At 58.0% G+C, this 23,652-nt stretch carries 24 protein-coding genes and 1 pseudogene; 19 read left to right on the top strand and 6 right to left on the bottom strand.

Annotation, left to right across the window (positions count from 1 at the left end):
- Positions 1–2: 2 nt before the first annotated feature.
- Genes cobA through CBW42_RS09950 form a run of 13 tightly spaced genes read left to right on the top strand, consistent with a single transcriptional unit; the run spans position 3 to position 12,779 of the window.
- The gene (gene cobA / locus CBW42_RS10010; protein ID WP_330395851.1) at positions 3–1,508 is read left to right on the top strand and encodes a uroporphyrinogen-III C-methyltransferase; all 1,506 of its coding nucleotides are present in this window, start codon (positions 3–5) and stop codon (positions 1,506–1,508) included.
- Between the two features lie 18 nt (positions 1,509–1,526).
- Positions 1,527–2,807 carry a glutamate-1-semialdehyde 2,1-aminomutase gene (gene hemL / locus CBW42_RS10005; RefSeq protein ID WP_087020806.1) on the top strand — a complete coding sequence of 427 codons (1,281 nt, stop codon included), beginning with the start codon at positions 1,527–1,529 and terminating at the stop codon, positions 2,805–2,807.
- Positions 2,808–2,811: 4 nt separating this feature from the next.
- Positions 2,812–3,990, top strand: a complete 1,179-nt coding sequence (cbiE, locus tag CBW42_RS10000; RefSeq protein ID WP_087020803.1) for a precorrin-6y C5,15-methyltransferase (decarboxylating) subunit CbiE — start codon at positions 2,812–2,814, stop codon at positions 3,988–3,990.
- Positions 3,987–5,336, top strand: coding sequence for a cobyrinate a,c-diamide synthase (locus CBW42_RS09995; RefSeq protein WP_087020800.1), 1,350 nt, complete (start codon positions 3,987–3,989; stop codon positions 5,334–5,336). The genes cbiE and CBW42_RS09995 overlap by 4 nt, the downstream gene beginning before the upstream one ends.
- Entirely contained in the window at positions 5,333–6,391 is a 1,059-nt protein-coding gene (cobT, locus tag CBW42_RS09990; protein WP_087020797.1) for a nicotinate-nucleotide--dimethylbenzimidazole phosphoribosyltransferase, read from the top strand. Before CBW42_RS09995 ends, cobT begins: the two co-directional genes overlap by 4 nt.
- A 3-nt stretch (positions 6,392–6,394) precedes the next feature.
- Positions 6,395–6,931 (top strand): bifunctional adenosylcobinamide kinase/adenosylcobinamide-phosphate guanylyltransferase, encoded by a 537-nt coding sequence (locus CBW42_RS09985; RefSeq protein ID WP_087020794.1) that lies wholly within the window; start codon positions 6,395–6,397, stop codon positions 6,929–6,931.
- Positions 6,924–7,697, top strand: coding sequence for an adenosylcobinamide-GDP ribazoletransferase (cobS, locus tag CBW42_RS09980; RefSeq protein ID WP_165761134.1), 774 nt, complete (start codon positions 6,924–6,926; stop codon positions 7,695–7,697). The genes CBW42_RS09985 and cobS overlap by 8 nt, the downstream gene beginning before the upstream one ends.
- A gap of 24 nt (positions 7,698–7,721) precedes the next feature.
- Positions 7,722–8,045 carry a bifunctional adenosylcobinamide kinase/adenosylcobinamide-phosphate guanylyltransferase gene (locus CBW42_RS09975; RefSeq protein WP_087020788.1) on the top strand — a complete coding sequence of 108 codons (324 nt, stop codon included), beginning with the start codon at positions 7,722–7,724 and terminating at the stop codon, positions 8,043–8,045.
- Positions 8,042–9,007 (top strand): adenosylcobinamide-phosphate synthase CbiB, encoded by a 966-nt coding sequence (cbiB, locus tag CBW42_RS09970; protein ID WP_087020785.1) that lies wholly within the window; start codon positions 8,042–8,044, stop codon positions 9,005–9,007. Before CBW42_RS09975 ends, cbiB begins: the two co-directional genes overlap by 4 nt.
- A 17-nt stretch (positions 9,008–9,024) precedes the next feature.
- Positions 9,025–10,122 carry a threonine-phosphate decarboxylase CobD gene (gene cobD / locus CBW42_RS09965; protein WP_087020782.1) on the top strand — a complete coding sequence of 366 codons (1,098 nt, stop codon included), beginning with the start codon at positions 9,025–9,027 and terminating at the stop codon, positions 10,120–10,122.
- Entirely contained in the window at positions 10,110–11,609 is a 1,500-nt protein-coding gene (locus CBW42_RS09960; RefSeq protein WP_087020779.1) for a cobyric acid synthase, read from the top strand. The genes cobD and CBW42_RS09960 overlap by 13 nt, the downstream gene beginning before the upstream one ends.
- A 1-nt stretch (position 11,610) precedes the next feature.
- Positions 11,611–12,132, top strand: a complete 522-nt coding sequence (locus CBW42_RS09955) for a cob(I)yrinic acid a,c-diamide adenosyltransferase (protein ID WP_087020776.1) — start codon at positions 11,611–11,613, stop codon at positions 12,130–12,132.
- Between the two features lie 5 nt (positions 12,133–12,137).
- Complete coding sequence (locus tag CBW42_RS09950; protein ID WP_087020773.1) at positions 12,138–12,779, top strand: precorrin-8X methylmutase; 642 nt, start codon at positions 12,138–12,140, stop codon at positions 12,777–12,779.
- 316 nt (positions 12,780–13,095) lie between these two features.
- Here the strand turns inward: CBW42_RS09950 and CBW42_RS09945 are convergent, their stop codons facing one another.
- Positions 13,096–13,512 (bottom strand): hypothetical protein, encoded by a 417-nt coding sequence (locus tag CBW42_RS09945; protein WP_087020770.1) that lies wholly within the window; start codon positions 13,510–13,512, stop codon positions 13,096–13,098.
- Between the two features lie 3 nt (positions 13,513–13,515).
- On the bottom strand, positions 13,516–13,800 hold the full coding sequence (locus CBW42_RS09940; protein ID WP_087020767.1) for a hypothetical protein: 285 nt from the start codon (positions 13,798–13,800) through the stop codon (positions 13,516–13,518).
- A gap of 219 nt (positions 13,801–14,019) precedes the next feature.
- Between CBW42_RS09940 and CBW42_RS09935 the strand changes: the two genes are divergently transcribed.
- Both CBW42_RS09935 and CBW42_RS09930 read left to right on the top strand, forming a co-directional pair.
- A complete protein-coding gene (locus CBW42_RS09935; protein ID WP_165761133.1) occupies positions 14,020–14,517 on the top strand; it encodes a metallophosphoesterase family protein in 498 nt (165 codons plus the stop codon).
- 37 nt (positions 14,518–14,554) lie between these two features.
- Complete coding sequence (locus tag CBW42_RS09930; RefSeq protein ID WP_087020761.1) at positions 14,555–15,391, top strand: type III pantothenate kinase; 837 nt, start codon at positions 14,555–14,557, stop codon at positions 15,389–15,391.
- 53 nt (positions 15,392–15,444) lie between these two features.
- Here CBW42_RS09930 and CBW42_RS09925 read toward each other — a convergent pair whose 3' ends face one another.
- Together CBW42_RS09925 and CBW42_RS09920 are read right to left on the bottom strand one after the other, a co-directional pair.
- The gene (locus CBW42_RS09925) at positions 15,445–15,672 is read right to left on the bottom strand and encodes a helix-turn-helix domain-containing protein (RefSeq protein ID WP_087020758.1); all 228 of its coding nucleotides are present in this window, start codon (positions 15,670–15,672) and stop codon (positions 15,445–15,447) included.
- A gap of 269 nt (positions 15,673–15,941) precedes the next feature.
- Complete coding sequence (locus CBW42_RS09920) at positions 15,942–16,583, bottom strand: endonuclease III domain-containing protein (RefSeq protein WP_087020755.1); 642 nt, start codon at positions 16,581–16,583, stop codon at positions 15,942–15,944.
- A gap of 231 nt (positions 16,584–16,814) precedes the next feature.
- On the opposite strand from CBW42_RS09920, the pseudogene glyA reads away from it, so the two are divergent.
- The 4 genes and pseudogenes from glyA to CBW42_RS09900 all read left to right on the top strand — a co-directional run bounded on the left by glyA (position 16,815) and on the right by CBW42_RS09900 (position 22,353).
- Positions 16,815–18,072: pseudogene (gene glyA / locus CBW42_RS09915) on the top strand (serine hydroxymethyltransferase).
- Positions 18,073–18,089: 17 nt separating this feature from the next.
- On the top strand, positions 18,090–19,337 hold the full coding sequence (locus tag CBW42_RS09910) for a replication-associated recombination protein A (protein ID WP_087020753.1): 1,248 nt from the start codon (positions 18,090–18,092) through the stop codon (positions 19,335–19,337).
- Between the two features lie 227 nt (positions 19,338–19,564).
- Positions 19,565–20,911 (top strand): S-layer homology domain-containing protein, encoded by a 1,347-nt coding sequence (locus CBW42_RS09905; protein WP_165761131.1) that lies wholly within the window; start codon positions 19,565–19,567, stop codon positions 20,909–20,911.
- Positions 20,912–21,063: 152 nt separating this feature from the next.
- Positions 21,064–22,353 carry an S-layer homology domain-containing protein gene (locus CBW42_RS09900; protein WP_087020747.1) on the top strand — a complete coding sequence of 430 codons (1,290 nt, stop codon included), beginning with the start codon at positions 21,064–21,066 and terminating at the stop codon, positions 22,351–22,353.
- 59 nt (positions 22,354–22,412) lie between these two features.
- Here CBW42_RS09900 and CBW42_RS09895 read toward each other — a convergent pair whose 3' ends face one another.
- Both CBW42_RS09895 and CBW42_RS09890 read right to left on the bottom strand, forming a co-directional pair.
- The gene (locus CBW42_RS09895; protein WP_087020744.1) at positions 22,413–23,132 is read right to left on the bottom strand and encodes a lysophospholipid acyltransferase family protein; all 720 of its coding nucleotides are present in this window, start codon (positions 23,130–23,132) and stop codon (positions 22,413–22,415) included.
- A gap of 16 nt (positions 23,133–23,148) precedes the next feature.
- Positions 23,149–23,643: a DNA-deoxyinosine glycosylase gene (locus CBW42_RS09890; RefSeq protein ID WP_087020741.1), complete on the bottom strand. Its 495-nt coding sequence runs from the start codon at positions 23,641–23,643 to the stop codon at positions 23,149–23,151.
- Positions 23,644–23,652 lie beyond the last annotated feature (9 nt).

Genomic DNA, 23,652 nt, shown 5'->3' with positions numbered 1-23,652 from the left:
CCATGGGACATGTCACACTGGTGGGAGCAGGGCCGGGGGATCCGGGACTGCTCACTGTGAAGGGCCGCCAGGCGATTGCCGAGGCGGATGTTGTTGTATATGACCGGCTGGTTGGGCCGGAAATTCTGGCGCTGATGCCGAACCACGCCGAACAGATCGATGTGGGCAAGCGCAGCTGCCATCATCCCGTGCCGCAACCGCGCATCAATGAGATTTTGCTGGAAAAGGCGCGTGAGGGAAAAAATGTCGTGCGGCTCAAGGGCGGCGACTGCTTTCTGTTTGGGCGCGGCGGCGAGGAGCTGGAGCTGCTCGCGGAAAACGGCATTGATTTCGATGTCATTCCGGGCGTGACCAGCGCGCTGGCGGTGCCCGCCTATGCGGGAATCCCCGTGACGCACCGTGATTTCACCTCGTCGGTGCACATTATCACAGGTCACGCAAAGAAAAATGGCGAGCTGCACATCGATTTTGACGCGTTGGTGCGCCATGGCGGCACGTTGGTTTTCCTGATGAGCGTGACGAGCACCCCGGCGATTCTGGACAGGCTGATGCAGGCGGGGATGTCTCCCGACCTGCCCGCGGCGATGGTGGAGCGCGGCACGCTGCCGCGCCAGCGCAAGCTGGTCGCTACGGTCGGCACACTCGCGCAGCGCATGCGCGAGATGGGCATTTCCAGCCCGGCGATTTTGATTGTCGGTGCGGTCTGTGCGCTGTCCGACCGGTTTGACTGGTATGACACGCTGCCGCTGCACGGCGTGACCGTCGCGGTCACGCGTCCAAGACAGCGTGCGGGCACGCTGACCGACCGTCTGCGCAGGCTCGGTGCAGATGTCCTTTCCTATCCGTGTATTGAGACACAGGACATCTGGCCGAATATGCCGGTTGTGGAAGCGCTGGCATCGCTGGAGCAGTACAGCTGGCTGGTGCTGACCAGTCCGGCGGGCGTGGATACGCTCGCACGACTTTTGGATGCGGCGGAGATGGATGCGCGCAGCCTTGCGCATCTGAAGCTCGCCGTCATCGGCGCGGGCACGGCGAAAAAACTGCGCGAGCACGGTCTGCGTGCGGATTATGTCCCAGATGTGTACGATTCCGTACATCTGGCGGAGGGATTGATCCGTCTTGTGCGCGACGGTGAGCGCGTGCTGCTGCTGCGTGCGGAGATCGGTACACCGGAACTGCCTGCGTTGCTTTCGGAGGCGTGCGTGGCGTTTGACGATGTTGCAATTTACCGCACAGTATATCGCAGCGAGCGCAGTGAGGAGCTGGCAGGGCTGTTGGCGCGCGGCGCGGTCGATTATGTGACGTTTACCAGCGCCTCTACCGTGCACGGCTTTGTCGGCAGCCTGTCGGCAGATACCGATCTGACGAGCTTTACCGCACTGTGCATCGGCCCGAGCACACAGAAGGCCGCACAGCAGGCGGGCATGCATACCATTACCGCCGCAAATGCGACGATTGACGCGATGATAGACACCCTGCGGGAGCATTGTGCCGCGCGGGACTGACAGGAGAGGAGTAACGAGATGGACACTTCGGAGAGAATGTTTGCAGAGGCCTGTGCCGTCATGCCGGGCGGCGTTAACAGCCCGGTTCGCGCGTATCGTGCCGTCGGCATGACACCGCGGTTTATTCGCAGCGCAAAGGGAGCCTATATCACGGATGTGGATGGCGTGGAATATATCGACTATGTTGGCTCATGGGGGCCGATGATTCTGGGACACAGCCACCCGGATGTGTTGCAGGCGGTTGCGGACACGATGAAGGACGGTTTGAGCTTCGGTGCGCCGACCGGACGTGAGACTGAACTGGCAAAGCTGGTGTGTTCGATGGTGCCGGGCATTGAAATGGTGCGCATGGTAAACTCCGGTACGGAGGCGGTTATGAGTGCCGTCCGTCTGGCGCGCGGTGCAACCGGGCGCGATAAAATCATCAAATTTGAGGGCTGCTATCACGGCCATTCCGATTCCATGCTGGTTAAGGCGGGCTCTGGCGCGCTGACTGCGGGCAGGCCGGATTCCGCCGGTGTGCCGGCGGCGATTGCTTCCGGCACACTGACGGCACAGTACAACAATCTGGACAGCGTGGAAGCGCTGCTGCGCGCGAATGACGGCGAGGTCGCGGCGGTCATTGTCGAGCCGGTTGCAGCAAATATGGGTGTTGTCCCGCCTGCACCGGGCTTTCTGGAAGGACTGCGCCGCCTGTGTGACCAGTACGGCGCGCTGCTGATTTTTGATGAGGTCATCACGGGCTTCCGTCTGGCGCGCGGCGGTGCACAGGAATACTTCGGCGTGCGCGCCGACCTTGTGACATTCGGCAAAATCATCGGCGGCGGCATGCCGGTGGGTGCATTCGCAGGTTCCAAGAAGCTGATGGAGCAGGTTGCGCCGACCGGCCCGGTGTATCAGGCAGGCACGTTGTCCGGCAATCCAGTCGCAATGGCGGCGGGTCTGGCACAGCTGACCATCCTGAACGAGCATCCGGAAATTTATATGCAGATTGAAAACAGTGCCATCTGGCTGGCAACTCAGCTGCGCGCACTGGAGGAGCAGTACCACAAGGGTTGTACGGTCAACCAGATCGGCTCGCTGCTCAGCGTGTTCTTTACCGACCGCCCGGTGACCGATTTTGCGGGCGCAAAGTCGAGCGATACCGAGCGCTATGCGGCGTATTTCCGTGCGATGCTGAAGCAGGGGATTTATCTTGCTCCGGCACAGTTTGAGGCGATGTTCGTCGGTGCAGCGCATACAAAAGACGACCTGATGAACACGGTTTTGGCGGCATCCCGCGTCATGCAGGAGCTGTAAGGACATGGAATTTGTTCTGATTGGCGCGGGCATGGGCTGTGAAGCCCTGCTGACCGCGCAGGCGCGGGAGGAAATTGCGCGCGCGGATATCGTGCTTACGACGCCGCGTCTGGCGGACGGACTGTCCGGCATCCGCGATATCGAAGCCGTGCCGCTCACACAGCTGACAGAGCGTGCGTGCGCCTGTGAAGGCAGGATTGCCATCCTGCTCAGCGGCGACACCGGATTTTTCAGCGCGGCAAAGTCACTGGCGGCAAAGCTGCGCGCGCATGGGCGCGTCCGCATCCTGCCCGGCATGAGCAGCTTGCAGGTGTTTTGCGCGAAGCTGGGCACCTCGTATGACGACGCCGTATTGCTCAGTATGCACGGCAGAGAAGGCGGACTGCTCGGCGCAGTCAGCTGCCACCGCAAGGTGTTTGCGCTGACCGGCGGGAAATTCCGCGCGGACGCGCTGTGTGCGGTGCTTGCAGATGCAGGGCTGAACCATGTGCGCGTGCATGTCGGGGAAAACCTCGGTGCAGTGGATGAGCGCATGGTTTCCGGCTCGCCGGAGGAGCTTTCCCGGCTGAATTTTGCCGATCTCAGCGTGATGCTGGTCGAAAACGACTGCCCGGCGGAGATATCGCGCCCGCTGCGCGACAGCGATTTTGTGCGCGGCGAGGTGCCGATGACCAAACAGGAGGTACGCTGGCTGGCGTGCGACCTGCTGGCAGTCCACCCGGCGGATACCGTCTATGACATCGGCGCGGGTACCGGCTCAGTGTCGATGGAGCTGGCGCGGCGCGCCAATCGCGGACAGGTCTTTGCGGTAGAGTGCAAGCAGGACGCGTTGGAGCTCATCGCGCGCAATCGCGTGCAGACGGGCAATTACCATGTGACGGCGGTTGCGGCAAAGGCGCCCGAGGGGTTGGACATCCTGCCCGCACCGGATTGTGCCTTTATCGGCGGCAGCCGGGGCAATCTGCCGGACATCGTGCGCGCACTGCTGGAGAAAAACCCCAGCGTGCGCATGGTCATCTCTGCCATTGCGTTGGAAACCGTCCATGCGGCGATGCAGGCGCTTTCAGATGCCGGCATACAGCCGGAAATTTCCTGCGTGCAGGTATCGCGCGCGCGTGCGGTCGGCAGCTATCACATGATGACGGCGCAGAATCCTGTTTACCTGATCGGAGGTAACCTGTGAGGGCGGCGCCGCGGCTGGTGATCGGTGGCACGGGCAGCGGCTGCGGCAAGACAACGGTTACCTGTGCGATTTTACAGGCGTTTGTTGACCGCGGGATGGACACGGCGGCATTTAAGTGCGGGCCGGATTATATCGACCCGATGTTCCACAGCCGCATCATCGGTGCGCGTTCACGCAATCTGGACACGTTTTTGTGCGGGCGGGATACCGTCCCGCGCCTGCTGGCGAAACATGCGGGCGACATTTCCGTCATTGAGGGCGTGATGGGCTATTATGACGGGCTGGGCGGCACCTCGAGCGAAAATTCCACCGCCGATCTCGCACGGCTCACCCAGTCCCCGACGGTACTGGTCGTGTCCGCGCGCGGCATGTCGCTGTCACTTGCAGCGCTGCTGCGCGGTTATCTGAATTTTGAAGAAAATACCATTCGCGGCGTGATTCTCAACGGTATTTCTCCGTCGATGACGGATTACTATGCGAATATTGTCGAGCAGCACACCGGTCTGACCGTTTACGGCGCACTGCCGCGCGATGAGAGCTGTGCGGTGGAGAGCCGCCATCTCGGACTGGTCACGGCGGGTGAGATCACGGACTTGAAGCAGAAAATGCAGGTGCTCGCGGGTCACGCCCGCGCGGGTATCGATCTGGACGGGGTGCTGGCGCTGGCGCGCACCGCGCCTGCGCTGGACGATACTCAGCCGGAGTACCCGCATTGCGGGGACGGCTTGCGCATCGCCATGGCACGTGATGAGGCGTTCTGCTTCGATTATGCGGACAGTCTGGATGTACTCACGCAGATGGGTGCGCAGCTTGTGCCGTTTTCACCGCTGCACGATGCGCACCTGCCGGAGCATATCGATGGTTTGCTGCTGTGCGGCGGGTATCCCGAGCTGTATGCGCAGCAGCTGGGCGAAAACCGCACGCTGCTGGACGAGCTGCGCATGGCAGTACAGCGCGGCGTACCGACCGTTGCGGAATGCGGCGGCTTTCTGCTGCTGCATGATACACTGGACGGCGTGCCGATGGCAGGCATCTGCGGCGGCGCGGCGCACATGACGAAAAAATTACAGCAATTCGGCTATGTTACGCTGACAGCAAAGCACGATTCCCTGCTGTGTGCGGCGGGAGAACGCCTGCATGCGCATGAATTTCACTATGCGCAGAGCGAGCGGCAGGGGAATAGCTTCCGCGCGCAGAAGCCGCTGCGGGCGCGCAGCTGGGACTGCGTGGAAGCGACACAAACAGTACATGCGGGATATCCGCATTTCCATTTTGCGGGCAGTGTGCGCGCGGCGCAGAACTTCCTGTCCGCATGCCGGACATATCACGAGGAGGCAGAAGCATGACGCTGGAACAGACGTTAAAACAGATCGCACCGCTGGACAGCGAGGCGATGGCGCGGGCAAAATACCGCTGGGATTCCCTCTCCAAGCCGCTGCACGGCCTGGGCGATTTGGAGGATCTTTTGATTCGGATTGCGGGCATCCGCGGCACGGCGCGTATGAATTTGCGCCGCAAATGTGTCGTCGTGATGTGTTCGGACAACGGCGTTGTCGAAGAGGGCATCTCACAGACCGGGCAGGAGGTCACGGCGATCATCACTGAGAGCCTGTCTGCCGGTACATCAACCGTATGCCATATGGCGCGTGCGGCGGGGGCAGACGTGATTCCGGTGGATATCGGCGTGTCGCGCGAGGTCAAAGGTGATCGCATTCTGCGCCGGAAAATCGCTTATGGTACGAAAAATCTGTACAAAGAACCGGCGATGACGCGCGAACAGGCGGTACGGGCGATTGAGGTCGGCATCGAAACCGCGTACTGGTGCAAACAGCAGGGCTATGACATTGTTGCGACCGGTGAAATGGGCATTGGCAATACGACGACGACAGCGGCAGTTGTCGCGGCGCTGCTGCACGCCCCGGCAGAGCTGGTCACCGGACGCGGCTCAGGGCTGACAACCGCCGGTCTCGAAAAGAAAATCCGCGTCGTCACGGAGGCGCTGGAAAAATGGCAGCCGGATCAGCACGACCCGGTAGATATCCTGAGCAAGGTCGGCGGCTTTGATCTCTGCGGCCTGACCGGTATGTTCCTCGGCGGCGCAGCGTGCGGGTTACCGATGCTCATCGACGGCGTGATTTCGGGCGCGGCGGCACTGTGCGCTGTGCGCATGTGCGAGACCGTGCGCGAATACCTCATTCCGTCGCACCACACGGCGGAGCCTGCGGGCGTACTGATTGAGCAGGCGCTCGACGTACATCCGCTGATCGACGCACATATGGCACTGGGCGAGGGAACGGGTGCAGTGTGCCTGTTCGGGCCGCTGGACATGGCGGCGTCACTGTACTACAATGGCAATACGTTCGATGACAGCAATATCGAAGCGTATGTGCCGCTGGTGTAAGAGATGCTGGTGCTGGTGACGGGCGGCGCGGCGAGCGGAAAGTCCGCGCGTGCGGAGGATATTGTGTGCCGCCTTGCGAACGGAAGGCCAATGCTGTATGTCGCGGCAATGGAGCCATCTGGTGAGGAGGCACAGAGGCGCATTGCGCGCCATCGCGCTCTGCGCGCGGGCAAGGGCTTTGACACGCTCGAGCATGCGAAGCGGTTTGACCGGCTGCGCGTCCCGGCGGGGTATGAAGCCGCACTGTTTGAATGCATGAGCAACGCGCTGGCGAACGAGCTGTTTTCGCCGGACGGCGCGGGGGAGAACTGGAAGAACAGCATCCTGTCCGGCGTGGACGCGCTGGCAGAGGCCTGTCCCCATGTGGTTCTCGTGACCAATGAAGTTTTTTCCGACGGGCGCACGTATGACGCGGGCACAATGGCATATCTGCGCGCGCTTGGACAGCTCAATCTGCTGCTCGCGCAGCGGGCGGATGTGGTGGTCGAGAGCGTGTGCGGCATTCCGGTGATGAGGAAAGGGAGCGCAGATTTTGAGTGATATTTGGAGCGGACTGCTGGTGGCATTCGGGCTGTATTCGGCGCTGCCGCTGCCGCAGGTAGAATGGAAAAAGAATACCATGCGCTTTGCGCTCATTTTTCTGCCGCTGATCGGCGTATTGGTCGGGCTGTGCCAGCTCGGCTGGCTGTGGCTGGCACAGGCATGGAGGCTGAACGCAATGCTGTATGCGGCGGGGGCGGTGCTGGTGCCGGTTATCCTGACGGGCGGCATCCATCTGGACGGCTTTACTGATACGTGCGATGCACTGTGCTCGTATGGCGACCGAGAAAAACGATTGGCTATTTTGAAAGACCCACATGTTGGCGCATTCGGTGTGCTGTGGCTGCTGGTACTGCTGCTGGTGCAGTTCGGCCTGTTCGCACAGCTGTATGACGCGCCGCGCTGTGCCGCTCTGCTCGGCGCGGGCTATGCCATGGCACGTGCATGCGGCGGACACATGATCGTCGCGCAGCCTTGTGCGAAGGACTCCGGTTTGGCGCGGCTGTTTTCCGATCATGCGGATAAAAAAATCGTGGCGCGCGTCATGTGTGTCTGGATGTTTGCATGCGCGGCGGTGCTTGCGGTCACCGGGAACCGGTTCGGTGTGCTGGCAGTCGGCGCGGTGCTGGTATTCTTTGCGTACCATATCCGCAAATGCAAAAAAATTTTTGGCGGCATCACGGGAGATCTGTGCGGCATGTGCATCACCGTATGCGAGACCATCACGCTGGCCGCAGCCGTTATCGGCGGGCTGTGCCTGCGGTGACGTACATAACAGGAGAAACAAATCATGACAATTTTAATTGTCGGCGGGATGGCACAGGGCAAAAGCGCATTTGCGCGCACGCTGTCGCCGGAGGCCGGCGTTGTGGACAATTTACAGGATATTGTGCGGCAGGCGCTGGACACAGGCGCCCCGCTGCCGCAGGCGGCGGAGTTTCTGGGAAAGACTGTCGTCTGTACGGAACTGGGCTGTGGTATTGTGCCGCTGGACGCGGGCGAGCGCGAATGGCGAGAGCAAACCGGGCGGCTGTGCTGTGACATCGCGGCGCAGGCGGACCGTGTGTATCGCCTGACCTGTGGCATCGCACAGTGCATCAAGGGGGAACCATGAGCATTGTTGGAGCAGTCCTGCTGGGCTTTCTGATTGACTGTGTGCTCGGCGACCCGGAACGACTGTGGCATCCGATCTGCGGCATTGGCTCGATGATTTCCTTCTGGAAAAAGCACCTGCGCGCATGGTTTCCGGATACGCCGCGCGGACAGTTCTGGGCGGGCGTGCTTCTGTGGCCGCTCGTGGTTGTGCCGTCGTGGTTCATTCCATTTGCGCTGCTGTATATCGCGGGATTGATTCATCCCGTCGCGCGGTTTGCGCTGGAAACGGTGTTCTGCTGGCAGATTTTTGCGGCGAAGTCGCTCAAGGTCGCTGCGCTGCGCGTGTATCATGCGCTGAAGGCACAGGATCTGTCGGGCGCGCGCAAATATGTCTCGTGGATTGTCGGGAGAGACACCGCGGAGCTGACAGCAGAGCAGGTGACCAAGGCGGCGGTGGAGACCGTCGCGGAAAACGCGAGTGACGGCGTGATCGCGCCGCTGTGCTTTTTGCTGCTGGGCGGTGCACCACTTGGCTTTGCCTATAAGGCAGTCAACACGCTCGACTCGATGGTGGGCTATAAAAACGACGAATTTTTGTATTTCGGACGGTTTTCCGCCAAAATGGATGATGTGTGGAACTTTATTCCGGCGCGGCTCAGCGGTCTGCTGTTTGTGCTGGGCGCGAAGCCTGCGGGATTGGATGCGCACGGCGCATGGTGCTGCTTCCGGCGCGACCGGCTGCGGCATGCCAGCCCGAATTCGGCGCAGACGGAGTCCGCCTGTGCGGGTGCGCTTGGCGTACAGCTGGCGGGCAATGCGTATTATTTCGGCAAGCTGTATGAAAAGCCGACGCTGGGCGATGCACGGCGGCCGATTGAGCCGGAAGACATTGTGCGCACCAACCGGCTGATGATGTGGGCATCTGTATTGGCAGTTATTCTGCTGTGCGCTTTGCGCGCGGCACTTGTGACGATTTTTTGAAAGGCAGGAGCGATGAGATGACGGAAAACCGACATGGCGGCGATATTTACGCTGAGGATTTGATGGGAGAGCCGCTGGACTTTTCCGCCAGCATCAACCCGCTCGGCATGCCGGAGGGCATTCTGTGCGCGGCACAGGAGGCGCTTGCGCGCAGTGGGCATTACCCAGACCCGCTGTGCCGTCGGCTGCGCGCGGCGATTGCCGCGCGGGAGGGCGTGACAGTGGAGCAGGTGTTCTGCGGCGGCGGCGCAGCGGATGTGCTGTTCCGGCTGCTGCTCGCCCTGAAACCGAAAAAGATTCTGCTGCCCGCGCCGACCTTTGGGGAATATGCACAGGCGGCAGCGCTGGCAGGCAGTGAACTTGTCCGCGTTCCGCTGCGCGAGCAGGATAATTTTGACCTGAGAGAGGACTTCTGGGACGCACTCATACCGGACATCGATGCGGTGATTGTGTGCAATCCAAACAATCCTACCGGACGGGTCATTCCCAAATGGCTGGTGAAGAAAGGGATGGAACGCTGTGCGGCCGTCGGCGCGACGCTGATTGTCGACGAGTGTTTCCATGATTTTCCTGACGAGCCGGAAAAGATTGTCATGACCGACTGTGTGCCGGAACACCGCAATTTGGTGCTGCTGCGGTCGTTTACCAAAATGTATGCCATGCCGGGGATACGGGTCGGCTACTGTCTGTCATCCGATACCGGCCTGCTTGATCGCATGTACGATGCGGGCGCACCGTGGTCGGTATCCGTCGTCGCACAGGAATGCGGCATTCGGGCGGCACAGGATACGGAATACTCTGTGCGCACGCGGGAATATATCGCGAAACAGCGCGCACAGCTGGAAGACGGCCTGCGCGGGCTGGGCTTTTCGGTGATCCCCGGCGCGGCAAATTTTGTGTTGTTCCGCAACGATATCATCGAGAATCTTGCAGCACGCCTGCGCGCACGCGGCATTCTGATCCGTTCGTGCGCGAATTTTGAGGGACTGGATGCGCGCTGGTTCCGCGTAGCGGTGCGCACAGAGGCGGAAAATTTTGTGCTGCTGCATGCGCTGCGGGAGCTGAAGGATTCTGTATCAGAGAAAAAGGAGGGGGCAGACCAATGGCAAAGGTAATCATGGTGCAGGGCACGACGTCCAACGCGGGCAAGAGCCTGACAGTCGCGGCATTGTGCCGCATTTTCAAACAGGACGGCCTGCGTGCTGCGCCGTTTAAATCACAAAATATGGCGCTCAATTCGTTTATTACGGCGGACGGCGCGGAGATGGGGCGCGCACAGGTCATGCAGGCGGAGGCCGCCGGGATTGCGCCGGATGTGCGCATGAACCCAATCCTTCTCAAGCCGACGAGCGATTGCGGCTCGCAGGTGATTGTAAACGGCAAAGCGCGCGGTACGATGCCCGCGAAGGAATATTATGCGTATAAAAAGCAGCTGGTACCGGATATCATGGAGGCATACAATAGCCTTGCCGCCGAGTATGATGTTATTGTCATCGAAGGGGCGGGCAGCCCGGCAGAAATCAACCTGCGGGAAAATGATATTGTCAACATGGGTATGGCAGAGATGGCGGACGCACCGGTGTTGTTGGTCGGCGATATTGACCGCGGCGGCGTGTTCGCGTCGCTGTACGGCACGGTGGAGTTGCTCGAACCACAGGAGCGCGCCCGCATCAAGGGCCTGATTGTCAATAAATTTCGCGGCGATGTGGATATTTTAAGGCCGGGGCTGGAGCTCATGGAGCAGCGCCTGCACATTCCGTTTGTCGGTGTTGTACCGTATCTGTATCTTGATCTGGATGACGAGGACAGCCTGTCCGAGCGGCTGCATGCTGACCGGCAGGCAGCACTCATCGATATCGCGGTCATCCGCGTGCCGCGCATTTCCAATTTTACTGATTTTGCTCCGCTCGAGCGCATGCCGGGCGTGTCGGTGCGCTATGTCTCGCGCGCACAGGAACTGAAAAATCCCGATCTGATTGTGCTCCCGGGCAGCAAAAATACGATGGATGACCTCAAATGGATGCGGCAGAACGGCATTGAGGCGGAGATCAGGAAGCATGCCGCGGCGGGCAATCCTGTGTTCGGCGTATGCGGAGGATATCAGATGATGGGCCTGACACTGGCCGACCCGGACGGCGTCGAGGCAGGCGGCACGATGGATGGTATGGGACTGCTGCCGACACATACGGTATTCTGTGCGGACAAGGCGACGACGCAGGTGCACGGTACATTTGAAGCTGTGGACGGTGTGCTGTCCGGCCTGTCCGGTACGGCGTTCGACGGCTATGAAATCCACATGGGTGAGACGACGTATGAACCGGGTGCCAGACCGCTGACGCATCTCACGCGCGGCGAAACGCCGGTCGCAGACGGCGCGCAGAACGGTGTCTGCTGCGGCACATATGTGCACGGCATCTTCGACCGCGAGGCGGTCAGCGAAGCACTGGTTTCCGCACTGCTCGCGCGCCGGGGATTGTCAGATGCGGATATACGCGGTTTTGATACCGAGGCATACAAGCAGCAGCAGTATGACGCGCTCGCGGATGCGGTGCGCGGTGCGCTGGATATGCAGGCGGTTTACCGTATTTTGAATGGAGAATGAGATGGAACAGGGTTTACTTCATATTTACTGCGGCGACGGCAAGGGCAAGACGACCTGTGCCTTCGGCCTGGCGCTGCGCTGCGCGGGCTGCGGGTATGCGGTGCGCATTGCGCAGTTTTTGAAGAGCGGTGAGACCGGCGAGGTGTGCGCAATACAGAACATTCCAAATGTGGAGCTGCTGCGCGCCAAGCAGGGCACAAAATTCACATTTCAGATGAATGCGGAGGAGCGCGCACAGGCTGCGCGCGACCACACGGCGCTGCTCGATCAGGCATTTGCACAGACGGAGCACCTGCGGCTGCTGGTGCTGGATGAGATCATGGCGGCATGCAGCACGGGTATGGTGAACGAGGAGCATCTGATCGACCTGCTGCTTCACCGGCCGCAGGGACTGGAGGTCGTGATGACCGGACGAAACCCGTCTGACCGCCTGCTGGAGCTGGCGGGTTATGTAACAGAGATGCGCAAAATCAAGCATCCGTATGAACAGGGCATCGCGGCGCGCCGCGGGATAGAAAGGTGACAGATATGAGCAAGATGGAATATGTAAAACCGGCAGATATTGAAAAGCGCAGCTTTGCCATTATCACGGAGGAGCTGGGGGACCGCACGTTTCCGCCGGACATTGCACCGGTGGTCAAGCGCGTGATCCACACCTCCGCCGATTTTGAATATGCGGACAATCTGGTGTTTTCCGAGGGTGCCGTTGCGCGCGCACGCAAGGCAATTGAGGCCGGCGCGCACATCGTCACCGACACCAATATGGTTAAAGCGGGCATCAACAAAAAGATTCTGGCACAGTTCGGCGGTGAGGTGCACTGCTTTGTCGCGGACGAGGACGTCGCGGCAGAGGCAAAGGCACGCGGCGTGACGCGCTCCACCGTGTCAATGGAACGCGCCGCCGGGCTGGATGTACCGCTGATTTTTGCGATTGGAAATGCGCCGACCGCGCTGGTTGAAATCCGCCGCCTGGTCGATGCGGGGACACTGTCGCCGGAACTGGTGATTGGTGTGCCGGTCGGTTTTGTCAATGTGGTTGAATCGAAAGAGCTGATTCAGGAATCCGGTGTGCCGTATATCGTGGCGCGCGGGCGCAAGGGCGGCAGCAATGTCGCAGCAGCGATTGTCAACGCGCTGCTGTACCAGCTGGTGCGCCGCGAAGGATTTTAAACACATTACAGACCTACCAGCAGGAAAACGCCCGCGAGGATGAGCAGATCGCGGTCGATATTGCCATCGTCGTCTTTTAACAGGAACAGCAGAATGAGCAGGACGAGCAGGGTGTTGTCATCCAGCAGCCTGCCGAGCCCACCCTCTCCGCCGCCAAGCAGATGACTCAGAGAAGACAGCAGCCCCCCCCGCTGCTGTCTTTTTGTTTGCAGTCGCTGCGGTCATCCCGGCGGGGCGCACAGTCGCAGTCGCGGTGCGGCTCCTGCTTTTGCGGCTCATGCGGGCAGGTGTTTTGCAGGTAACGGTTGTACACAGGTCAGACCTCCCTCTGGTACAGCTGTGGCAGAAGCTGTCCTGCGGCGGCCTGTGTCATGCGCGCGGCGGACAGAATGTGTTCGGCGCGGTCGATCTGTGCGCAGGTCTGCGCCGAGAGAAATGGCCGGAGTGCGTCGAGCAGCTGAGTGCGCTCCGGACAGACCGGGCGGCGGCTGCTCTGGGCGATGGCGGAAATTGCGGGCAGTGCCCGAAGCATGAAGTCAGCAGTCGGATCATCCCCGCCTGCGGCGGGAAGCTCTGCCTGTGCCGGCGGCTCCGATTGCTCCGGCTGCTCCGGCACAGGCGGCGTATCACCCGATGCGCCTGTGCTGCCCATCAGCTGGGATGCAATGCCCGCCAGCTTTTGCATGGTTTCCGGGTCATTCAGCAGGGAGGCGAGCATATCGGAGGATTCCATGGCTCACCGCCCCATCAGTTTCGCAATCTGTGCGGCAAGCCGTGCACCTTCCGGTGTGCGCAGCAGCTCCTGTACGGACTGCTTTGCGCCTTCCAGATTGCCCGCCTGTGCCATGCGGGCGGCGTTTTCCAGCGAGCTGCTGTGACCCTCCAGAATCTTTTGGGCGGCCCGCCGTCCCTCCGGTGTGTTCAGCGCGTCGCGCATACGTCCGGCAGCCTGTGCCGCGTCGGGATTTCCGGTTTCGCGCGAGATGCGACGCATCAGTTCTTCCATATCGCGTTGCTGCATGAGAATAGCCTCCTGTATCTGCGTGTGCTGCGGCCACTGCCGCAGCCGTGTTCATTGCAGTATACGCCATAGCTGCGTCAATTGTTCTTTGACTTTCAGAAAAAAATAGTGTATATTCATTGATAGCATATCTGAGAATGGTTCATATCGTAAAAATGCCATATGGACGGTTCTCAGATATACTGCGTACATGACAGGGGTGTGGAAGGAGGTATTATGATGAAACTGATCGTTTTTTCCGATTCCCACCGCCGGAATAGTTCGGACATGCTTGTTATTATCGACGAGGAAAAGCCGGACGCAGTATTGCATCTGGGCGACGTGGTCGACGATGCAGACGATATTCGTTCGGTATATCCGGATCTGAAGGTGTATAACGTCCGGGGCAATAACGATTATGGCTGGCGCGCACAGGACGTGCAGGATAATCTGATTGTCTGCGCGGGACAGGTGAAGCTGTTCCTGACGCACGGGCATCTGTACGGTGTGCGCCGCAATACAAAGGCGTTGGCAGCTGCTGCGCGCAGACATGACTGCCAGATGGCGCTGTATGGACATACACATGAAGCGGAAATTGATCGGGATGGGGGCATTCTGATCGCCAATCCGGGCAGCATCAGCCTGCCATATGTTGCTGCACCGCCGTCTTATCTGCGGCTGGTGATCGAGGAAACGGACATTCAGCCGGAGATCATCTATCTGGATCAGAAACGCTGAATGCCGCAGAACAACACAGGAGAAGGGATCGAGAGATATGTTACTGGCGATTGACGTTGGCAACACCAACACAGTTTTTGGTATTTATCGCGGGGAGGAGCTGATTGGCAGCTTCCGTCTGTCCACAACGGCGGAACGCACGTCGGATGAGATCGGCATGAAAATTCATCTGTATTACAGCTTTCTCAAGCTGGATACAAGGGACACCGATGCGGTTATCATTGCGTCGGTTGTGCCGCCGGTCATGTATACGCTGATTAACGCAATTCGCAAATATATCGGCGTGCAGCCGCTGATTGTCGGAAAGGACATCGACACGGGACTGGTCAACTGCTATGACAATCCGAAGGAGGTCGGCATTGACCGCCTGGTCAACGCGGTGTCCGCCGTGAAAAAATATGGAAGCCCGCTGATTATCATCGACATCGGCACGGCGACAACGTTTGATGTCATCGACGAGGACGGTGCCTATCGCGGCGGCGCGATTTATCCGGGCATCAAGGTTTCCATGGAGGCGCTGTTTCAGAAGGCGTCCAAGCTGCCGCGTGTCGATATCGTGCGTCCGGACAAGGCCATTGGCACGAATACCGTCATGAGCATGCAGTCGGGTGCTGTGCGCGGCTATGCGGGCGCAATTCAGGGCATTGTCGGCGAGATGCAGGAGGAAATGGGCTGCAAATGCAACGTTGTTGCAACCGGCGGCATGGGTCGTATGATGGCGCAGTACTGCGATATCATCACGCATGTCGATGCAAACCTGACACTCGAGGGTCTGCTGATGATTTATCAGGCCAATAAAGAAAAATTTGACGCAGTGGAGCCGCTCGGCACACTCTGCGTTTCCGCAGACGAGGAAATAGAAACACGGCTGTGAGGACAGAAAAACAGGGGCAGATGCATTGCATCCGCCCCTGTTTCTGTGTGCGCCTATTGCCTGAAATCGAACAGCTTGTCGGGGGAAATGTCCAGAACGGCGCAGATAGAAAAGATGACGTCGAGTGAAACGGCGCACTCAGCGGTTTCAATCCGGCTCATATGGGTGCGGCTGATGCCGACCCGCTCTGCCAGCCTGATCTGTGACATACCGCACTGTTTGCGATAATATGCAATGTTCAGACCGAGCTGCTGATACTTTTGCTGATGCTGTTTGTCCAAATTCACCACTCCCAGCATAGTTTACGCGATAATTGGAGCACGTACGACAACGCGGTAAATTATTTCTGAAACGTGTCAGGTTACATGCTGTGCGTTTTGCAGCGCTGCGGGGGTGCGGGTACAGGGATTTTGTCCGGATTTTGACCCGGTCAGAAACAAAAGCTGCAATCCTATGGGAAAATCTGCATGTATCGATTTTGGCTATAGATATAGGTGTGAAAAAAACGCCGGATTCACGGCAATGTGAATGACGGCGTTTTTTTCGATGGTCAGGTGGTTTCGCTGCCGGTTTTGCAGATTTCACGCAGACAGCATTTGTCACACATCGGCTTGCGCGCGGTGCAAACAGCGCGCCCATGCAGCACGAGACGGTGACAGAAGTCGTTGGACGCGGCGGGCGGAACAATGGGACGCAGCGCGCGTTCCAGTCTGCCCGGTTCCTTGATGCCGTCCACCAGCCCGATGCGGTTGGACAGGCGGATGCAATGGGTATCTGCAACGATTGCGGGCTTTCCGTACAGATCGCCGAGGATGAGGTTGGCAGTCTTGCGTCCGACGCCGGGAATTTTGAGCAGTTCCTCCATGGTGCCGGGCACTTTGCCGTCGTGGTGCTCAAGCAGATACTGGGCAGCTGCGTGCAGGTCGCGTGCTTTGGTTTTGCCGAGGCCGCACGGGCGGATGATGGCTTCAATTTCGTCCGGAGTTGCGGCGGCGAAGGATTCCAGCGAAGGGAAGCGGGTGTACAGCTCCTTTGTTACAATGTTGACGCGCGCATCCGTGCACTGGGCGGACAGGCGCGTGGCGAACAGCAGTTCATAATCTTTTTTGTATTGCAGGGCGCAGATTGCGTCCGGATATTCCTGTTCGAGCAGGCGGACGGCAGCTTCGGCGCGTTCGGTTGGCGTCAGCATAAATGGTCTCCTTTATCAGATCGAATTTGGTCAGTGGGTCAAATATAGCCCGGAACATATGTATTGTATCACAAATTCTGCACAAAAAATCGACAACTTTACGAAAATTTTACTGCATTAAAGGGAAAAACTGCTCAAAGGGGAAATGTGCCTTGCAAAAAGAAGAATTTCCTGTTTTAATAGAAGAAGAAAAACTGATTCAAGCCCGATTTTTATGGAGGAGTATTCAGCATGTCCGAAGCCAAGAGAATTGAAGAAAATATTGCGTTTGTCACCAGCATGGATCCTGAGCTGGGTGCAGCAATCCGCAAGGAATATGACCGTCAGTGCCGCAACATCGAGCTGATTGCGTCGGAAAACATCGTTTCCCCGACCGTCATGGCAGCGATGGGTACCGTTCTTACCAACAAGTATGCCGAAGGCTATCCGGGAAAGCGCTACTATGGCGGCTGTGAGTGCGTTGATATTGCCGAGAATCTGGCAATCGAGCGCGTTTGCAAGCTGTTTGGCGCAAAGTTTGCCAATGTACAGCCGCATTCCGGCGCACAGGCAAACATGGCCGTTTATCAGGCACTGTGCAAGCCGGGCGACACCGTTCTGGGCATGTCGCTGGACAACGGCGGCCATCTGACCCATGGTTCTCCGGTCAACCAGTCCGGCCTGCTGTACAACATCGTAGCATATGGCGTTGATGACAACGGCTACATCGATTACGATGCCCTGCGCGCACAGGGCAAAGGGAGTCAAGCCGAAGATGATTATTGCAGGCGCTTCCGCATATCCGCGTGAAATTCGTTTCGATATCTTTGCGGACATCGCAAAGGAAGTCGGCGCATATCTGTTTGTCGATATGGCACACATTGCTGGTCTGGTTGCAGCAGGTCTGCACATGAATCCGCTGGAATATGCCGACGTTGTCACCACGACGACTCATAAGACCCTGCGCGGCCCGCGCGGCGGCTGCATCCTGACCAACAACGAGGATCTGGCGAAGAAGTTCAACAAGGCAATCTTCCCGGGTACTCAGGGCGGCCCGCTCATGCATGTCATCGCTGCCAAGGCTGTCTGCTTCGGCGAGGCACTCAAGCCGGAGTTCAAGGAATATCAGACCCAGGTTGCCAAGAATGCAAAGGCACTCGCAGAAGGCCTGATGAAGCGCGGCATCAACCTCGTTTCCGGCGGCACGGATAACCATCTGATGCTGGTTGACCTGCGCGGTACCGATGTCACCGGTAAGGAACTTCAGAACCGTCTGGATGAGGTCTATATCACCGCAAATAAGAACACCGTTCCGAATGAACCGCTCAGCCCGTTCGTCACCTCCGGCGTCCGTCTGGGCACCCCGGCTGTCACAACCCGCGGTTTCAAGGAAGCGGAGATGGACAAGATTGCACAGTTTATCACTTGGGCAATCACTGATTTTGACGCAAAGGCAGACGAAATCCGTGCCGGTGTCGGCGAGATCTGCAAGCAGTTCCCGCTGTACTGATTTGTTTGGAAGACAATATGAAATTTCAGCCTCTGGCCGACCGTATCCGCCCAACCACACTGGCGGATGTGGTTGGCCAGCCGCATATTCTGGGAGAATCCGGCCTGCTGCGCCGGATCATCGAGAGCGGCAGCATTCCGAATATGATTTTTTACGGGCCGTCGGGTGTGGGTAAGACGACGGTCGCATCGATCATTGCCGGACAGACGGAGCGAAAGCTGTACCGGCTCAATGCCACCACGGCGTCCATTTCCGATATCCGGCAGATTTTTGACGAGCTGGGCACGATGCTTGCGCCCAACGGCGCGCTCATCTATCTGGACGAAATCCAGTATTTTAATAAAAAACAGCAGCAGTCACTGCTGGAATTTATCGAGGATGGACGGATTACCCTGATCGCCTCTACGACAGAAAACCCGTATTTCTATGTGTACAGTGCAATTCTCAGCCGGTGCACGGTGTTTGAATTCCGTCCGGTCGGGGCGGAGGAGGTTGAGCCCGCAGTGCGCCGGGCGTTTTCACTGGCAGACCCTTCCCTGTCTGTCTCAGATGAAGTGTGTGCACACATTGCTTCCTCCTGTGGCGGCGATGTGCGCAAGGCGATGAATGCCGTTGAGCTGCTGGCACAGGCGGCACGCGGCGGTACGGTTACGCTGGCGGATGCCGAACAGGCGGCACAGCGCTCCGCGATGCGCTATGACCGCGACGGCGACCAGCATTATGACATTCTGTCCGGCCTGCAAAAATCTATCCGCGGCTCTGATCCGGATGCAGCGGTGCACTATCTGGCCCGGCTGCTCGAGGCGGGCGATCTGATTTCCGCCTGCCGCCGCCTGCTGGTCATTGCAGCGGAGGATGTCGGACTGGCATATCCACAGGCGATTTCCATCGTTAAGGCGTGCGTGGATACGGCAACACAGCTCGGTTTGCCGGAGGCGCGCATTCCGCTCGCAGATGCGGCAATTTTACTTGCGACTGCGCCTAAGTCAAACAGCGGCATCCGCGCGATTGACGCGGCCATGCAGGATGTCCGTGATGGCAAGGCGGGCGAGGTGCCCGACTATCTTAAGGACAGCCATTATTCCGGTGCGGGCAGGCTTGGACATGGGCTGGCCTATCGATTCCCACACGACTATCCGAACCACTGGGTCGGGCAGCAGTACCTGCCGGACACGCTGCGCGGCACACACTATTATGACTACGGCGAGAACAAGACGGAACAGCGTGCGAAAGCATACTGGGATGCCGTCAAAGGACGGATATAAGCGTCACCGACAATGGACTAGATCAAAGCATCTGGCTGTGCAATGCAGCCAGGTGTTTTTGATTTTTTTGGAAATATATGAACGCGGACAGCCGAATTGCTGAAACGGGGTTGCAATTTGGGAACTATAGTGTTAAAATTTACAACAGAACGCAAAATAAACGGCGTTTCTTGGGTAAAATGCGCAGATACTGCATGGTTTTGGTACAAAGCAGAACGGAGGTACATATGAAACGAATATTCAGACAGATCGGTGCAGCAGTGCTGACCGGAGCGATGCTGTGCGGCATGAGCGCAGGCGCCTTTGCAGCAGGAGATGTAGCAAAAATCAATTCGACCGGATACAGGACGCTGAACAAGGCGCTTGAAGCGGTCAAAAACGGACAGACCATCGTACTGCTGCAAAATGTCTCCAGTAGTACCGAGTCGTATTGGGGCGGGGAAGGAAAAGGTGTTGCTTACATCCACGAGAGCGCATCTGCCAAATCGTTTACCATCGACCTGAACGGAAAAAAGATCACTGCTTCCGGCAATGCAGATGATGCCCTGCTGATTGCTGCGGACGAAGGCGCAGGAAACCTGTCAGTCACGCTGAAAAACGGCACGATTTCTGCCAGCGGCACAGAGGTGGACAGCATCTGTGTGATGGATCTCGATTCTTCTACGCCGACGACGGTCACGCTGCGCAATATGACTGTTTCGGCAGACGGCGAGGCAGGCATCAACTGCTTCGGCGCAAATCTGGATGTACAGGCGAATGTCACCGGCGTTGGTGATGCGATTTATGCCGAGGATTCGACGATTAACCTGCTCGCCGGCAGTTTTAACGCGACCGGAACCGACAGCGATGATGGCGTGATTGCTTCGTATCAGTGGATTGACGATGATAATATAGAACTGGACATGTCGCGTGTCACGACAGCGGGTGAACCGGCAGTTGTCCGCCCGGCAGACTGGAAGACCACCCTGCCGATGAGCCTGTCGGTTACAAATTTCCAGGATGTCCAGCCGGGTGCGGATGGCAAGAATCCGTGGTATTACGATTATGTCTATGAGATGGCAAACCGGGGCGTCGTCAGCGGCGACGGTAATGTCTGGACATTCAGCCCGGCCAAAAACGTTACCCGCGAGCAGTTTGCAGTTATGCTGGCCAGTGCGGCAGGTGCTGACCTGAGTGCGTATGAAAACAAAAAGACATTCAGCGATGTCACGCATGCGTGGTCTGTACGCCAGATCGAATGGGCATATGATAACGGCATTGTCAGCGGTACCGGAAACGGAAAGTTCGCGCCGACGGCGTCAATTACCCGTCAGGAAGTTTGTGTCATGCTGTATAAGTATCAGGCAAATATCCTGAACATTGAGCCGAGACAGGTCGTTGAGGTTCCTGTCTATCCCGACGGCGATCAGGTTGCAACCTGGGCGGAGACTGCCGTACAGACCATGCTTATGGAGGGCATTATCTCTGGCAGCAAGGACAAGGATACCGTCAAGCTCCTGCCGAAGGGCAATGCAACCCGTGCACAAATCTGCACGATGCTGAGCGCAATGTTTAAATTTGCAGCACAGAGCTGATATGGAATTTCAAAACCGTCGGTCTCGGCCGACGGTTTTGTTTTGACAAAAAGGTAACAAAACGTTTACAAAACGGTAAAAATCTGTTACAATATTGGAAAGGATTCCCTGTGGGGGATGAAAAACAACAATGTCAGGAGGTATCTTTGAAAATGCGGAACAAAATAACAAAACGGCTGGGGAGCCTGTTTTTGTCGGCGGCGCTGCTTCTGCCCGCAGCGGCAGGCGCGTTTGCAGTGGAGCCGCAGGCACAGATTGGGACGACCCAATACACCACGCTGTGGGAAGCGCTGGAGAAAGTACAGGACGGACAGACCATTGAAATCCTGCGTGATATTTCCAACGAGGAGCTCACGCTGTTTTGCAGCTGTGAAGCATCGTTCAACATTACCATTGATCTGAACGATCACACCATTTATGAATCGACCACAAATTCGCCGGGATTTTCCTATATCGCGGGCGGTGGATCGGTTGCGCCAAAGGTCACCATCCGTGACGGCACAATCCGATGCACTTCAAAGGCGACGGTCGGCTCGCCGTATGCGAGCGGTATCTGGGTGGAATCGATGGATCGCACCTGTCGGCCGGTACTTGTGCTGGACAACATGACGATTTCATCGGCGAACGATGCGGGCGTCAACTGCATTGATGCGCAGGTCAATGTCATGGGTGCGGCAATCAGTGCCTATGATGACGCGATTTACGCGCAGGATGGGCCGGTGTACATTCAGGCGGGTAATTTCTATACGCCGAACGACGTGAGCAAAAACGGCGCACTTGTTGCCAAAAATAAGGCGACGATCTCTATGACTGCGCAGGACGGCATTATTCGCCCGGAAAACTGGCAGCAGCAGAAGAGCACGCTGGTGCGCGCCATCTGGTTCAAGGATGTGCGTCCGTACGACTGGTTCTATGACAAGGTCTATGACATGACCCGCCGTGGCCTCATCAGTGGTAAGAACAGCTGGACGTTCGGTTCGCTGGACAGCATTACCCGTGCGGAAGCGGTTACGCTGCTTGCGGCGGCATCCGGACAGGATGTCAGCAAATATTCTGCAAGCGCAATGTTCTATGATGTCGATCCGAACTCTTGGTACAATCATTACATTGGCTGGGCGGTGTCGAATGGCATTGCCAACGGCTATGGCTATGGTGCATTCGGCCCGAATGATACCATTACCCGCGAACAGCTGGCGGTCATGCTGTACAGCTATCAGAACAAGATCATGAAGAAGGATGTTGTCGAAACGGTCACACCGTCGGAAATGCCGGATGCGGATCAGATATCCGATTGGGCACAGACTGCGATGGATGCTATGATGCGTGAAGGCATTATCAGCGGTGATCTGGGGCAGGACGATGTTGTCCGGATCAATCCGCAGGCGGAGGCAACCCGCGCGCAGGCGGCCTGCATGCTGTATCAGCTGCTTGCCCTTGCATAACCTGAAAAAAAGAAAATGTGCGTTTCCAGCCGGAAGCGCACATTTTTTATCTGTCGGGATTATTTCTGTTCGGTCATCGCTGAAATAATCTGTGCGCGCACGCGCTCTGGCAGTTCGCGCACCTCCTGGCGGCTCATGCCTGCCGTCGGAATCGGTTCGTGGATGGTCACACGAACCTGTCCCGGATGGATGCGTCCATGTTCTTCGAGCAGGTGATAGGTGCCTTCAATCGTAACCGGAACAATCGGAACCTTTGCACTCGTCGCAATGCGGAAGGCACCGCCCTTGAATTCCTTCACCGGGCCACCCTTGCTGCGTGTGCCCTCCGGGAAGATGGTCATAGAATTGCCTGCCTTGACCAGTTTGGTGCCGTCCATCAGCGCGCGCACCGCCTGTTTCTCGTCGTCGCGGTCGAGAAATACGCACTGGAGCAGATTCATCCAGCCGTGAATGCCCGGGACCTTGGCGAGCGACTGCTTTGCCATCAGCGCATGCGGCTTGCCGACCTGAGTCAGTACAACCGGAATGTCAAAGTCACTCTGGTGGTTTGAGACAAAGACAGCAGTCTCGTCGGGGATATTTTCCTTTCCAATGACTTCCACTTTGCCGCCCGCCAGCCACAGCAGGCGCGATGCCCAGTTGGTCACCATTTTTTCAATGGTAGGCTGAACCTGTGCGCGCTGTCCCTTTTTTATCTTGTGGTTGCAGTACAGCCAGACCGGCGATACAACCGCGAGATACAGGAAAAAATAAATAAACCAGATTATTGTGCGAAGCATATGATGTCTCCTCTCTTTACGCTTCCGCGGCCTGCCGGATGACGGCGTATTTCTCGCACAGGGCATCCAGCTTTACCGCACAGTTGGCAGGAGAGGTGGATGGCAGTACCTGAACGGGTACACCGCACTGCGGCAGGCAATATTTTTTATAGAGTGCGCCTGCCTTTTGTCCCGTGGCGAAAATCGCCCGGATTGGCGCGGCGCGTAAAATTACATTCATATCGTTGGGCACGGGATTGCGGATGGAGGAATCGGATGCGCCCTCAATTTCACAGCTCGCGAGTACATCCCACAGTGCGATGTGCCGCCGGGTCAGAAAATCCTGCTGGGCTGTGATATTACCGATCAGCGGCGGCTCACCGTACAGTGCCGGCAGCACGCGCCAGAAACGGTTTTGCGGATGGGCGTAATAAAATCCTGCCTCGCGCGATTTGGGGGAGGGCATGGTGCCCAGCACCAGCACGCGCGACTGCGTGTCGTACCACGGGCCAAATTCATGTGTTACCAGCATGGTCAGGTC

The organism is Butyricicoccus porcorum, from assembly GCF_002157465.1.
In the GTDB taxonomy this organism is placed as follows: Bacteria; Bacillota; Clostridia; order Oscillospirales; family Butyricicoccaceae; genus Butyricicoccus_A; species Butyricicoccus_A porcorum.
Note: the sequence above shows the minus strand (reverse complement) of the source record. Positions and strands in the feature narration are given on the sequence as shown.